The organism is Streptomyces albus subsp. albus (genome assembly GCF_000725885.1).
GTDB classification, from domain to species: domain Bacteria; phylum Actinomycetota; class Actinomycetes; order Streptomycetales; family Streptomycetaceae; genus Streptomyces; species Streptomyces albus.
The window spans coordinates 342,793-356,257 of the sequence record NZ_JODR01000016.1 but is presented as its reverse complement, the minus strand read 5'-3'; the positions used below and the strand labels follow the sequence as shown (position 1 = coordinate 356,257).

General features: G+C 69.1%; 10 protein-coding genes and 2 pseudogenes. 5 read left to right on the top strand and 7 right to left on the bottom strand.

The features are described 5' to 3' along the window. Nucleotides 1-20: 20 nt before the first annotated feature. On the bottom strand, nucleotides 21-344 hold the full coding sequence (locus IO40_RS0119815; protein WP_016469316.1) for a hypothetical protein: 324 nt from the start codon (nucleotides 342-344) through the stop codon (nucleotides 21-23). 176 nt (nucleotides 345-520) lie between these two features. Here IO40_RS0119815 and IO40_RS0119810 point away from each other — a divergent pair, with 176 nt between their 5' ends. Then, nucleotides 521-1,279 (top strand): GntR family transcriptional regulator, encoded by a 759-nt coding sequence (locus IO40_RS0119810; RefSeq protein ID WP_041969045.1) that lies wholly within the window; start codon nucleotides 521-523, stop codon nucleotides 1,277-1,279. A gap of 233 nt (nucleotides 1,280-1,512) precedes the next feature. On the opposite strand, the pseudogene IO40_RS0119805 reads toward IO40_RS0119810, so the two are convergent. Beyond that, nucleotides 1,513-2,013: pseudogene (locus IO40_RS0119805) on the bottom strand (aminotransferase class I/II-fold pyridoxal phosphate-dependent enzyme); the annotation flags it as partial. Nucleotides 2,014-2,080: 67 nt separating this feature from the next. Between IO40_RS0119805 and IO40_RS36020 the strand changes: the two are divergent. Next, a complete protein-coding gene (locus IO40_RS36020) occupies nucleotides 2,081-3,694 on the top strand; it encodes a recombinase family protein (RefSeq protein ID WP_078565719.1) in 1,614 nt (537 codons plus the stop codon). Nucleotides 3,695-4,421: 727 nt separating this feature from the next. On the opposite strand, the gene IO40_RS36015 is transcribed toward IO40_RS36020, so the two are convergent. Further along, nucleotides 4,422-5,627, bottom strand: a complete 1,206-nt coding sequence (locus IO40_RS36015) for a helix-turn-helix transcriptional regulator (RefSeq protein ID WP_016469312.1) — start codon at nucleotides 5,625-5,627, stop codon at nucleotides 4,422-4,424. A gap of 807 nt (nucleotides 5,628-6,434) precedes the next feature. Here IO40_RS36015 and IO40_RS37050 point away from each other — a divergent pair. Beyond that, a complete protein-coding gene (locus tag IO40_RS37050; protein ID WP_016469314.1) occupies nucleotides 6,435-6,644 on the top strand; it encodes a DUF397 domain-containing protein in 210 nt (69 codons plus the stop codon). A 72-nt stretch (nucleotides 6,645-6,716) separates the two neighbouring features. Here IO40_RS37050 and IO40_RS0119790 read toward each other — a convergent pair. Next, nucleotides 6,717-7,655, bottom strand: a pseudogene (locus tag IO40_RS0119790) (aminotransferase-like domain-containing protein); the annotation flags it as partial. A gap of 46 nt (nucleotides 7,656-7,701) precedes the next feature. Between IO40_RS0119790 and IO40_RS0119785 the strand changes: the two are divergent. Both IO40_RS0119785 and IO40_RS0119780 read left to right on the top strand, forming a co-directional pair. After that, nucleotides 7,702-8,181 carry a carboxymuconolactone decarboxylase family protein gene (locus tag IO40_RS0119785; protein ID WP_031175839.1) on the top strand — a complete coding sequence of 160 codons (480 nt, stop codon included), beginning with the start codon at nucleotides 7,702-7,704 and terminating at the stop codon, nucleotides 8,179-8,181. Next, nucleotides 8,178-8,912: an isocitrate lyase/PEP mutase family protein gene (locus IO40_RS0119780; RefSeq protein WP_031175838.1), complete on the top strand. Its 735-nt coding sequence runs from the start codon at nucleotides 8,178-8,180 to the stop codon at nucleotides 8,910-8,912. The genes IO40_RS0119785 and IO40_RS0119780 overlap by 4 nt, the downstream gene beginning before the upstream one ends. A 426-nt stretch (nucleotides 8,913-9,338) precedes the next feature. Here IO40_RS0119780 and IO40_RS0119775 read toward each other — a convergent pair whose 3' ends face one another. From IO40_RS0119775 to IO40_RS0119765, 3 genes are read right to left on the bottom strand one after another with little or no spacing between them, the layout of a single operon-like run. Continuing rightward, complete coding sequence (locus IO40_RS0119775) at nucleotides 9,339-10,394, bottom strand: CopD family protein (protein WP_016473304.1); 1,056 nt, start codon at nucleotides 10,392-10,394, stop codon at nucleotides 9,339-9,341. A gap of 28 nt (nucleotides 10,395-10,422) precedes the next feature. Beyond that, entirely contained in the window at nucleotides 10,423-11,415 is a 993-nt protein-coding gene (locus tag IO40_RS0119770) for an ABC transporter substrate-binding protein (RefSeq protein ID WP_016473305.1), read from the bottom strand. After that, a complete protein-coding gene (locus IO40_RS0119765; RefSeq protein ID WP_016473306.1) occupies nucleotides 11,412-13,460 on the bottom strand; it encodes an ABC transporter permease in 2,049 nt (682 codons plus the stop codon). The genes IO40_RS0119770 and IO40_RS0119765 overlap by 4 nt, the downstream gene beginning before the upstream one ends. Nucleotides 13,461-13,465: the final 5 nt, after the last annotated feature.

The window sequence follows — 13,465 nt, the reverse complement described above, 5'->3', positions numbered from 1 at the left end:
CGGTGCTCCGGGCCGGGCCCTCACCCCTGATCGGCCTCGTCCTCCGCGCCCAGGCGCAGGCCCCGGCTGTGGGCGACCCGCAGCGTGTCGGCGAGTGCTCGGGCGCTCGCCGTGAGCGTCAGCCGCAGCGCGAGCGCTCCAGCGGCGGGGTCCGCCAGGACGCGGCGCGCCTCGCACAACACCTCCGCCGCAGCGCGCAGTTGCCGGTTCTCGGTGCGGTCCGCGAGCGCGGAGAGCACGCCGCCCCCGGGCGCGGCGGACAGATAGCAGGGCTTGCCGGTATCGGTGACCCACGGCAACAGCCGCAGGTCATCCGGGAAGAGGGGGTCCTTCTCCGTGCTCATGCGCCGCTCCTCCTGTCAGAGGGCTCGTTCGGAGAGCCGAGGCCAGTGTGTACTAGGTCACTATGACGCAGAACTAGGTCACTGGGCGGAGTCGTCGAACTCATTCACCCGAACGGGAAGAACTAGTTCACAGTTGCCGTCTTTCGGTGAACTAGGTCACCAACTAGCGTGCTGCCATGGCAGAGCAGCGCTTCATGGACATCGCGGCGGAACTGCGGGACCGGATCCTGTCCGGTGAGCTCGGGCCCGGCGACAAGCTGCCGCCCGTCAAGGAACTGGCGGCCTCGTACCGCTGCGCAGGCGCGACGGCGCAGCGCGCTCTCGGGCAAGTCGTGGTGGAAGGCGTCGTACGGACCTCGCCCCGCGGCACGTTCGTCGCCGACGAGGCCCCGCTCAGCCTCACCCCTTCGGAGCGAGCAGGTCTCGCCCGGCGGACCGGAAGTGTGCTGACGGGCGGTGAGTCGGCGGTCGTCACCGCCGCGGAACTGGTCGTGCCGCCGTTGTACGTCGCGGAGATCTTCGACCTCGACCACGGTGACCAGGTCGTCAGGAGGGAGTACGTCGTCGGACGGGGCAGGACCCGGCTGATGCTGGCGGTCGACTGGTACCCCGCTCACTTCGCCGCGCTCGTGCCCGACCTGCTCAGCACGGCTCCCGGCAAGGTGCACGGCCTGCTTCCGAAGGTTCTCGAAGCGACCGGCCGCACGCCCGCCTACGCCCGCGACGACATGCACGCGCGCGAAGCCGACCAACGGGAGGCCGGCCACCTCGGCATCCCGCCCGGCACGCCGACACTGGCCGGTGCCCACCGCTGGAGCGACGAGCACGGCATGCTCCTCTACGGCGAGTGGTGCCTACCGCCACGGCTGACGCTCTCGTACGAGACGGACCCGAACGGCACGGGCACGGCCCCCGTCGGGGTCCCCTCGGAGTGAGGGGTCGGTCTCCGAACGACTGAGCAAGCGGCCCCGCCCCACGTGCCGCGGAACGGCGGTGCGCGGGCGGGGCCTTGAGCGGTTTTCCTAGCGGCCGAGGCGCCGGTGCCCGCTCAGCACGCGCAGTGCGGGCATGAGACGAGGCAGACGCCCCGGGCAGCTTGTCTCCCGCGGCAGTGACCACACGTGCCAGCACGACAGGCAGCGCACGACTCCTGCGTGCTCAGGGTCGTTCACCGCGCCACCGCCGCGGGGGTGCCGTAGCCGACGACCAGGGCCGGGTGCGGGCGCGCCGACGGCGCGGCCGGGTGGCGGTAGGCGGAGAGCGTGTCGAGGCCGATTCCCGCCCGGCGCAGGGCCCCTTCCGTGGCCGTCTCGTCGGAGCCCGGCGGCAGCCGCAGGACGGCGTGGAGTCCGGCGGCGATGCCGGTGGCCCGTACGCCGGGCACCCGTTCGGCCAGCCGTTCCACGAGCCGGTCGCGCCGTGCCCGGTACCGCTGCCGCATGGCCCGTACGTGGCGGTCGTAGGCGCCGCGTTCCAGAAAGTCGGCGAGGGTGAGCTGGTCGAGACCGCCGGTGGTCCACTCGGCGGGCGTCTTGGCGGCCAGCACGGGGTCCACCAGCCGGTCGGGCAGCACCATCCAGGCCAGGCGCAGCGCGGGGGCCAGCGCCTTGCTGGAGGTGCCGAGGTAGACGACCCGTTCGGGGTCGAGGCCCTGGAGGGCGCCGACCGGAGTAGGTCCAACACCCTGGGATCTATTCGGTTGCGGGCCGTTCCCGCTGGTCGGAAGGTTGGATGCCATGGCTACCAACGGGGAGAAGAAGGAGAACAGGCCAGAAGTAGACCTGCTGTTGAGGAAGTCCAAGATCGTTCGCGATGGTGAGCAAGCGCTCTCGCTCCGGGCTCAGGAAGAGCGGGGCCGACGCTGGGCCGAAGAGAACGGCTACCGCGTCCGCAAGGTCTGGAAAGAGAACCTGTCGGCATGGGATGACGTAGAGCGCCCCAAATACGACGCGGCAATGGCGGCCGTTCTCAACGGAGAAGTACCCGCGCTCTGGTGTTACGCGCTTGACCGACTCAGCCGCAAAGGGGCTGAGGCTGTCGTACCCATTCTCGGAAAAGCACGGGTCATCTTCGACTACGAACGTCTGGATTCCATGAATGAGCGGGACAGGCGTTGGATCATCGACCGTGCGGAGAACGCCCGCGAATACTCGGTGCGCCTTTCGTACAACGTGCGACAGACCAAGAAGCGCCAACGGAACGAGGGGCGTTGGCTGTCTCGCGCACCGTTCGGGCTCGTCGCCGACAAGACGACGCGCAAACTGTCACCCAATCGGAAACTCGTGGAAGGCAAAGACTATTGCCCGTGGGACATTGTTGTCCGCATCTTCACTTCCATTGCCGAAGGGGTATCCGCACGCGCTTTGGCTCGCCGGTTTAACTCCGAGGGGATCAAGACCGCCACGGGTAAAGGCTGGCGCGCAGACGCCATTCGGGCCATTGTCATTCACCCGGTTTATGAGGGGTGGCTGACTGTCAGCCCGGGGGGTAAGTCGCACAAGAGCCCGACGCTCTATTACAACGATGCCGGGGAACGTGTGCAGGTGGCGGCAGACATGTCGGAGATGATCCCCGCTGAACTCGCAGACCGGGCTCGTAGGGTACTGAGCGGGCATCAGATCCTCCCGGGTAAGAGGCGCCCGGGCAGGCCGTCAAAACTGCTCGTCGGACGCCTGGTGTGTGCTCATTGCGGGCACCGGATGAATGCCGATGGGAAGTCCTACAATTGTCAGCTCCGGGCTGCGGGCGGCGAATGCCCTACGCCTGCCTCGGCGTGGTGCACTGCGATTGAAAAGTATGTAGCAATGCGCTGGCTCAGCAGGTTCACAAACGCCAGTCCTGATGACCCCTTGGTGCGAATTTTGGCGGAGCGTTGGCAAGCTCTCACTCAACCAAAGCGCACGGCACAATATGACGACGCCGTGGCTGCGGTGAAAGCGGCAGAAGCGGCAATCGAACAGCTCGCAAACGATCGGGCGGCAGGGCTTTATTCAGGAGCAATGGGAAAGCACTTTCCGCGACTGGTGCGAGAGGCAGAAGCAAAGCTGGAAACGACACAGGAACAACTCAACACCCTTTCAGGGGAAAGCCGTCTTGATTTCGCGGTGTTGACAAACCCGCTCTGGGCGCGGCTGAAGTGGCGGGACGCCAATCCCGAATTGAAGCGCGAACTAGTGGGTCTCGCTATAGATCGCATTCTTGTCACTCGCGCACCTAAACAGGGCGCACGATTCGACGGCTGGAGCCGCGTCAACATTAAGTGGGCCGACGGCTCTGACGATTACTCGTATCCCGCCCAGAGAAAGGGTGCCCTGCAAGACATTTGGGAAGGGCGGCCAAACGCTGCGTAACAGTCAGCAATACCTGACGGGGGTCGGAATTACGGTCACCCGGTTTTGGCCGCAGGTGAATTCACAGGCGGCACGTCCTCAAGCGCGCACGGGCCTTAGCCACTACGAAACCTGCATTCGCGCTTGAGGACGTGCCGCTCGGGCGGGGTCAAGGGGCGCGCCGTAGCGCCCCTTGTACCACGCTGCGCAAGTAGATCCCTAGCGTTCGCCACGCCCCTCGGAAAGGCGTCCGGCGACCGGTGCCAACTACCAGTAGAGGCGAGGGCATTGGCCGCCCGCGTTGCAAGCCGCTGAGGCCCCTTCCAGCGGTCGGCGTGGGCCCAGGGACCGGGAAGGCGGCCAAAGGCCCCTCGGGGCGGCTGCACTGGCCTCAGAGGGCCCGGCGGCCTGGGGCTGGACGTGTAACCCTCTGACGGCTCAAGGAGGCCGCGTGTACGCCCGGGCGGCGGGCCGCCCGGACAGGATCGGCCGAAGGCCGCACGCCTGGCCGGAGCGGCTAGAGCCGCACCGGGCGGCGCGCCGAAGGCGCGCCCCTTGAGCAAGTGAAGAAAAGTTACTCCGCCCGTGCCCTCGGCTGGCGGCACGTCTGACGGCTTGGGCTGCGGCTCGGCTGGGGGCTTGGTCTCCTTCCCCTGACGCCTGGCGTCCACCGCCTGAGCCTGTGGGGGCCAAGTCGGCTAGGGAACCAGCGGGCCGCACCCTGGCATCGGATTCTGAACTGGTAAATTCAGGATTCGAGTTCGGCTTGCCTCTTCATTCCTTGAAAGGCGTCCCGCAAATCTGCCGCTTCGGGTAGCCGTTTGGCTTCTACCGCCTGCACCACTTCAAGGGCGCGCCAATGATTCGACGGCACAATTTTCCCGGACAGTATTGCCCGCTGCGCCGCATAGCACGCCTCGTCCAGTCGATCCCCACCAAGAAGAGTCAAAGCTAGATCAATATTCGCTGAGGCTACTCGCCTTGGCCATTTCTGAATATCTTCCGCTGGCGACAAGCGTGCAATTACTTCACGTGCGTAGTTTTCCGCTGCGGGGTCTCCAACCCATGCCAGAGTTGTAGCAGTGTAGGCCAAAGATTTAGCCGGATCGTATTGGTAGTGATGCTCCGTCCCTTTATGCGGAACCAGACTTGCCGACATTTTCCGCACTCGATCGACGGCAGAATATGTCTCTTTCGCCTCCCCGAGACGTGCTCGCGCGCGGCCCTCCTGGGCGGTTGCCTGAATTGAGACGGACGTTCCGACGGGTGCGAGTTTCTGCGCTGCTTGCGACAACTCCAAAGCGCGACGGTAATTCCCATCGGTGAGAACGCGCCATGCCTCGGTTTCAAAGCACCACGCTTCAATCTCTTTGCTTCCTGCATGCTGCGCGAGCGTGGCAGCCGCCTTCAAACGAGCGGAAGCCGCACGGTCTTGATGCAGGTCGATATGCAATGTGGCTGCTAGGAGTTGCAGCCATCCGCCAACCATGAAGAGCCGATTTTGCTCAGCTAGGGTCATTCGGGCATTCATCAGGTGCATGACGTACGCCGAGTGCCGCCTGACGCTTTCGAGTAGAACATGCGGGGCCGACACCGGGTATTGCATGGCCAGATTATCGAAAGCACCCTCTAGAGCACTCAGTGTCTCCGCGCCAACATCACTCGCACAAACTCGGCGGATCAATTCGAGAGCTTCAATCTCATCATCCGCCGCCTGGGCGACTGAAATCGTGAATGATTGCGGCGAATCCAGAAATAGCAATGAATCAAGCTCGGCCGACGTGATTCCGAGAATCTTCTGAATTTTGGGGCGCAACCAAGGCTGAGGCTCATTACTCCCGTTCTCCCACCGTTGAACGGTCGAACGGTCAACTCCGATAGCCTCGGCGAATTCCTCTTGGTTGTACCCGCATGCCTTCCGGCGCTCCGCTAGCTTCTGCCGCTTGCTGGCCACGCTGGCTAGCCCTCCCTCGTCCGGGGTGCTTCACGGGCAGCGTACGCCTTCTCACAGGTCAGGTCCGCAGTGCGGCCAAGATGCGGCCAAAGTGCGGCCTTTCTGCCGTGGTCACCGCGTACCCCCCTTGCTTACCTCGGAAGTGACGAAGCGTCATGCGACAAGCGGGGTGAGGGAGTGGTACCGCATGAACACCCCTGGAACTGCCCGGGAACACCCGCAGGAGTGGCAACCAGGTGAGGTCGTCAAGGACGCGCGCACGGGGCGTGTGGGCGTGGTCATGGATCGCCTGGGGAGTCTGTACCAGGTGCGTCCGCTGAACGGCGGCAGAGAGTGGGACGTACATCCTCGGCACATGGTCACGGCCATACAGTCGGACGCTCTCAGCTCGCGCCTGGCGGAACTCAACCACCGTTCGTCCAACTCATTGGGGCGGACCTGGTGACCGATGAACGGTTTGCGGAAACGCCCTATTCCGAAAGCCCTGACGGCTGGTGGACGAAGTACGGCGGAGCGCAGGACCCCCGTTCCGGAGTCGTCTATTTCCCGCCTGGATCACAGCCTCCACCCTGCGCATGCCGCGATCGCCGCGAGAAGGAGAAGGAAAAGTGATTGGCCGTTACGGTCGGCGCATCTTCGTCTTCGTGGTCTGGGTACTGTGCGCAGCAATCCCAACCATGGCAGCGACAGGCAACCTCTGATCTCCCAGCCCTGCCAATAACCGGGTTCCGGCTTCCCCGACAGGTGAACGGCAGGGCTGGGGCACCAAAGGGGCACGCAGTGCACCACTCAACAGAGAGGCACAGAATGACAGCGATCCCGGAGTTCGAATTCCGCACGTCTAGCGCGTGCAAGTACAACAACAACGACCCCCGCTGTGTCGAGGTGGCGACCAACGTACCGGGCAAGGTGGCAGTCCGTAGCTCGGTCAACGGCGGCACTGTCGAGTTCAGCGCGGAGGAGTGGAACGACTTCCTGAGTGGTGCGAAGCTGGGTGAGTTCGACGTAGCCGCGTAGGGAGTCCTCATGAAGCAGTGTCCGCAGTGCGGCGGTGGCGCGGTGAACGACCCTGAGCACGCAGGAGTCGTCCGGGTGGCGGTCGTAGCGGAACTCGCCGTCGTAGTCGTCCTCCAGCACCAGTCCGCCGCGGCGCCGCGCCCAGTCGACGGCCGCCGCCCGGCGGTCGGGGTGCAGGGGTATCCCGAGCGGGTACTGGTGGGCGGGGGTGAGCAGCACCGTGCGGACGGAGGCGAACCGGGCCTGGCCGGCGAGTGCTTCGGTGCGGGCGCCGTGGGCGTCGACGGGCAGCGGCAGGGTCTGCGTCCCGTGCGGTTCCAGCGTCTCGCGGTGGAAGAAGAGCCCGTACTCCTCGACGGCGATGTCACCGGGTACCACCCGTGCCAGCAGCGTCAGCGCTTGCGCGAAACCGGCGCACACCACGATGCGTTCGGGGTCGGCCCGCACACCGCGGGCCCGCGCCAGGTAGCCGGCCAGGGCGTGCCGCAGCTCGGCGGTGCCGCGCAGGTCGCCGTGCGAGAAGGCCGGCGCGGGGGCGGCGGTCAGTGCGCGGCGGGCCGAGGCCAGCCACGCGGAGCGGGGGAACGCGGACACGTCGGGCGCGCCGGTGCGCAGGTCGTGGACGACGGGCCGGCGCGGGTGCGGGGTGCCGGTGGTGCCGCGTTCCCGCCCCGGGGCGTACGCCGGGCCGCGTGCGGGCAGCCGGGCCGGGTGGGGCGGCACCGGTTCGGCCCGCTGTGCGACGCGGGTGCCCGAGCCGTGCCGTGCGGACAGCCAGCCCTCGGCGACCAGTTCGGAGTACGCCCCGGCCACCGTGTTGCGAGCCAGTCCCAGGTCGGCGGCGAGGCTCCGCGAGGAGGGCAGCCGGGTGCCGGGGGCGAGCCGGCCGCCGCGGATGGCGTCCCGGAGCGCCGCGATGAGGGCCGCGCGGGGGCGCCGGGCGCCGGGACCGCTGGTCACGGCCAGGTCCAGGTGCAGGTCGCTGCCGGAAGTGGCCCAGGAATCTGCCATGAAAGTGGACCATACGCGTGGCCCACTCCTGCTTAGGCTCGGGGCCATGACGACGACACAGCGCATGGACATCTGGCAGACCGCTCCCGCCCTGATGAAGGGCATGTACGCCTTCCAGCAGGCGGCCTCCGCGGCGGGTCTCGATCCGGTGGTCGGCGAGCTGGTCAAGATCCGCGCCTCGCAGATCAACCGCTGCGCCTACTGCCTCGACATGCATCTGGCCGATGCCCGCAAGGCGGGGATCAGCCGGCTGCGGCTGGACATGATCGCCGCCTGGGAGGAGGCCGGTGACCTGTTCGACGAGCGGGAGCGGGCCGCGCTCGCCCTGACGGAGGCCGTCACCGAACTGACCGACGGCTTCGTGCCGGACGAGGTGTACCGGCGGGCGGCGGAGCAGTTCGAGGAGCCGGAGCTGGCCGCGCTGCTGGGCCAGATCGTGGCGATCAACGCCTGGAACCGGTTCAACGTGGCGGTGCGCACCACGCCGGACAGCCTGCGCGAGGCCGCCGGCGGCGAAGCCCGGTGACGCCGCCCGCCGACGCCGCCGCCCTGCTGCGGCGGCTGCACCACGACCGGGCGCCGGGCGACGCGCTGGTGCTGCCCGGCCCCTGGGACGCGGCCAGCGCCCGGATCTTCGCCGAGGCGGGGTTCCCCGCGCTGGCCACGCCGAGCATGGGTGTCTCCCTCTCGCTCGGGTACGCCGACGGCGCGTGTCCCGCGGAGGAGATGTTCGCCGCCGTCGCGCGGATCGTGCGGGCGGTCGAGGTGCCGGTGACGGCCGACATCGAGCGGGGGTACGGGCTGCCGCCGGCCGAGATCGCACAGCGGCTGCTGGGCACGGGTGCCGTCGGCTGCAACCTGGAGGACTCGGTCTCGGGCCGGCTGGTGGAGACGGGCCGGCAGGCGGAGTTCCTGGCCGCCGTGCGCGAGGCGCTGGGGCCCGGACCGTTCCTCAACGCCCGGGTGGACGTGTATCTGTGCGGGGCCGACCGTCCGTTGGAGGAGGCGCTGGAGCGGTGCCGTGCCTATGTGGCGGCGGGCGCGGACGGGGTGTATCCGCTGGGTGCGCCGCCCGGTGAGCTGACCGCCCTCGCCCGCGAGTTGGAGGTGCCCGTCAACGCGCTGGCCCGCCCCAGCGGCCCCGGCCCCGCAGAGCTGGCCGCGGCCGGTGCCGCTCGGGTCACCTTCGGCGGCGGGCTCGCCATGCGGGCGATGGAGCAGGTACGGGGCTGGGCCGCGGGACTGCGCGACGACTGAGACCCGCACGACGGATGCCGGGGAAGCCGTGCCGGGGAACCCGCGCCGGAGGACGGCGGCGAGCCCGTGACGGGGGCGACGGCCGACGACAGGTGCCGGGGGGGGGACGGCCGACCACGGGTTTCCAGCTCGGGGCGGGCCCGGGACCAGAAGAGCGGCAGCCCCTCACGAGGGACAGCAGCGAACCCACGACGAGGACCGGCCGGCGACGGGGCCGGGCTCGGAGCAGGCCCGGAACAGGAAACGAAGGCAAGCCCGCCACGAGGACCAGCCGACCACGGGTGCCGGCTCGCGGCGGCCCGGGACGACGGCGCGCCCATCACGAGGGCAACGGCGTCCCCACGGCGAGGACCGGCCGACGACGAGGCCAAGCTCCGAGCGGACCCCGGGCCGGGACTCACCCGCAGTTGCCGGGCCCCGCCCGGGTCAGCGCGGCACCGGGGCGACGGTCAGCAGTGCGGAGACGACGAGCACCGCGCCCAGCGCCGCCAGCTCCCACGCGGTGGGCCGCAGCACCTGGCTGTAGGTCGTACGGGCCCGGTCCCGTATCAGTACGCGGCGGGCCAGCACCGCGCACAGGGCGACGGCCGCCACCACCACCAGCTTGACCAGCAGGGTCCGGCCCCAGGCGGAGGAGGTGGCCGCCTGCACGGTCGGCAGCTTGCGCAGGGTGCTGCACGTGCCCGTCACGCACAGGGCGACGAACAGCCAGAAGGCCCGCCGGGCGTAGGCGGCCAGCAGGGCGCGGGCGGCGCCGGGTTCGCCGTGCCAGGCCCGCATGGTGCGCAGCACCTGGACGAGGCCGCCGGTCCACAGGACGGTGGCGGTCAGGTGGACGAGGGTCAGGGCGATGCCGAGGAGCTGGGTGTGGTCCTCGGGGTGGGCGCGTACGGCCTCGCCGACGATGACGCCGGTGAGGGGGACGGCCGCCCACACGGGCCGGCCGAGGAAGACGCAGAGGGCCGCGAGCAGGAAGCCGTTGGCCTCCAGGAAGGCCAGCAGGCCGTCGCGGGTCGCGTGGATCTCGCTCAGTTCGGGCAGGCCGGCGGCCAGCCGGCCGTCCCCGGCGGCGGCCATGGAGGCGAGTCCGAGTGCGGCCAGCATCCCGGCGAAGGCGGCACCGGCCGCCCATTCGGGTGGCTGTACGGGTCCTTCGGGGAGTGTGCCGGGCAGGGTGCGGGCCACGTCGCGGGCCAGCCTGCGCCCGGCCACCTCACCGAGCTGGACGCAGAGCGCGGCCAGCAGCACGGACCGCAGCAGGGTGGTGGTGCCGCCGCCGGGTATCCGTACCTCGCCGGTGACCTCGGTCGCCGCGTCCGTGCCCAGCAGGGCGACGGCCACCAGGACGGCGACGCAGCCGGTGACGGCCACCGCGGGCAGCAGGGGCCGCCGGGAGCGGGGGGCGCGGTGCCGCCCGGCACGCCGCCGCCCCTCGCCCCGGCTTAGGGGGGAGGGGCGGGGCGAGGGGGCGGGCTGCTTCACAGCGCAATTCTGCCCCAGGGCCGCCTGGTCAGTTGGGCAGCCATTTCTTCCACTTGTCGGGATTCTCCTTGACCCACTTGGCGGCGGCCTCGTCGGTGTCCATCTTGTCGATGGTCATCCACTTGACGACCTGGGTCTGGTCCGCGGTGCTCCATTTGAACTTCTTGAGGAACTCCGCCGCCTTGCCGCCGTTCTCGGCGAAGTCCTTGTTCATGAACTTCGCGAGCTTGGTGTACGGGTAGGCGCAGTCGACCTTGGAGGCCACCTTGTCGCACCCGGGGGTGCGCTTGGGCAGCTTGACCTCCGTCATGGGGATCTTGGAGTTGAGCCACTGCGGCGTCCACCAGTAGGTGAGGAAGGGCTCCTTCTTGGCGGCGCGCTTCTGCATCTCCTTGATCTGCGCGGCCTCGCTGCCGGCGTAGACCGTCTTGTAGGGGAGATCCAGGTTCTTGATGATGGCGTCGTCGTAGGTGCTGAAGGAGGGCGAGCCCTCCAGCAGCTGGCCCTTGTCGCCGCTTTCGGGGGTCTGGAAGTGCTTCTTCAGCTTGGGGAGGTTCTTCCAGTCCTTGACCTCGGGGTGCTCCTTGGCGAAGTAGGTGGGCACGTACCAGCCGATGTGGCCGGTGACGCCCATCTCCCCCGCGTAGACGATGGTCTTGAGCTCCTCGACGTACTTCTTCTCCTTCTTCGGCACGCCCCGCCAGTCCTCCAGCATGGCGTCGGCGCGGCCGGTGTTGAGGGCGTCGAAGGCAACGGGCTCGTCCATCTGGAGGGTCTTGACCCGGTAGCCGAGCTTCTTCTCCAGCACCTGCTTGGCCACGGCGACGTTCGCCTCGGAGCCGGCCCAGGCCGCCACCGGCAGGGTGACGGTGTTGGGGCTGCCGCTGTAGTACGGGTTGGCCTTGCCGCAGGAGGTGAGGCCCGCGGTCAGGGCGAGGACCCCGACCGCGGCGGCGCCCGACTTCAGCAGCCGCCCGCGGCGGGCCCGGTGCGGGGCCCGCGGTCGGATGTTGCGCTTCACTTCGTACCTCCGCGCTTTCCGGTGCTGCCCGCGGACTGGGTGAGCCGGTCGAGCATGAGGCCCAGGCAGACGATGGCGACACCGGCCGAGAGGCCGACGCCCAGGTCGCTCTTCTGGAGCCCGTAGACCACGTCGTAGCCGAGGGCGCCGCCGCCGACGAGACCGCCGATCACCACGATGGCCAGGACCAGGACGACGCCCTGGTTGCAGGCCAGCATCAGCGAGGGCCGGGCCAGCGGGAGCTGCACCTGGCGCAGTTGCTGCCAGGTGGTGCCGCCCAGCGAGCGGGAGGCCTCCAGCGCCGCCGGGTCGACGGAGGCCAGCCCCTGCGCGGTGATGCGGACGACGGCGGGCAGCGCGTACACGACGGCGGCCAGGATCGCGGCGGGGCGGCCGACGCCGACGAGCGCGACCACGGGCACCAGGTAGACGAACTGCGGCATCGTCTGCATCACGTCGAGCACCGGCCGGATCAGCCGCATCACCCACCGGGAGCGGGCGGCCAGGATGCCGATGACGACGCCGACGACGAGGGTGCACACCACGGAGACGATCACCTGCGAGAGGGTGTCCATGGACTTGTCCCACAGGCCCAGGACGCCGATGACGCCCAGCGAGAGCACACCGGTGACCCCGGCCCGCCAGGAGCCGGCCATCCAGGCGAGGACGGCCACCAGCAGCAGCACGCCCCACCAGGGTGCGGCCTGCATGGCCTCGCGCATGGGGTTGAGCACCCAGGAGGTGAAGTGGGAGGCCCACACGTCGGTGCCGCCGAGCACGGGCACCCCGTCGGAGATGGCCCTGGTGAAGGACTCGATGCCGCGGGTCAGCGGTGCGGAGAGGGAGACACTCCAGTCGACGGGCCAGGAACGTTCGCCGACGGGCCCGAAGAGGGTGGCGACGACGGCGAAGACGACGAACAGGCCCCAGGCGAGCCAGCCGCCCAGCTTCTCCATGCCGACCGCGCCGGCGTCGCCGGAGGTCCGGGCTGCGGTGCCGGGTGAGGTCTCCAGCCGGTCGCCGGCGGCGGCGGTGACGCGGTCGAGCCAGATGGCGATCAGGACGATGCAGACACCGGCGACGAGCGCCATGCCCACGTTGTCCTTGGCGAGTGCCTGGTAGACCTTGTCACCCAGGCCGCCGGCGCCGATGACGGACGCCATGACGACCATGGACAGCGCCATCATGATCGTCTGGTTGAGGCCGAGCAGCATCTCCTTGCGGGCCAGCGGCAGCCGCGCGGTCCACAGCCGCTGCCAGGAGCCGGCGCCCAGCGAACGGGACGCCTCCAGCGCGGCCGGGTCGGCGCCGCGCAGCCCCAGCGCGGTGAGGCGGGCCATCGGCGGCGCCGCGTAGATGACGGTGGACACCAGTGCGGCGGGCGAGCCGATGCCGAAGATGAGGACCAGCGGCAGCAGGTAGGCGAACGCCGGCATGACCTGCATGGTGTCGAACACCGGCCGCAGGATGCGGTTGCCCAGCTCGGACAGGCCGGCGACCAGGCCCAGCAGGGCGCCGATGACGGCCGAGACGGCGACCGCGACCACCATCAGGGCGAGCGTGGACATGGCGTAGTCCCACAGGCCCAGCACGCCGAAGGCGAGGAAGGTGCAGGCGGTCAGCAGGGCGATCCGCAGCGAGCGCAGCCGCGCTCCGGCGCCTGCCACGTACCAGGACACGGCGGTGGCCAGCGCGGTCACGCCCAGCCAGCCCAGGTTGTTGAGGAAGGTGAAGACGTAGTCGACACCGCCCTCGGACCAGTTGCTGATGTGCAGCAGGAAGTACAGGAAGATCCAGCTCGTGGCCCGGTTGTCGGTCAGCCAGTTGCTGACGTCGTCGAGCCAGCCCTTGACCGCGTCGGCTTTGTCCAGCGGGCCGGGCCAGTTGCCGTCGAGGGCGAGCGCGCCGACGACGAGGGCGAGGAGGACGACGAGGAACGCCACGAACGCGGGGCGGGCCAGCAGCGCGCGGGCGCCGCCCACCGGGGCGGGCGCCGGCGCCGTCGTCGTCTCCTTCCCCCGCTGCGGCAGGGTGGTGGTGCTCATATCAG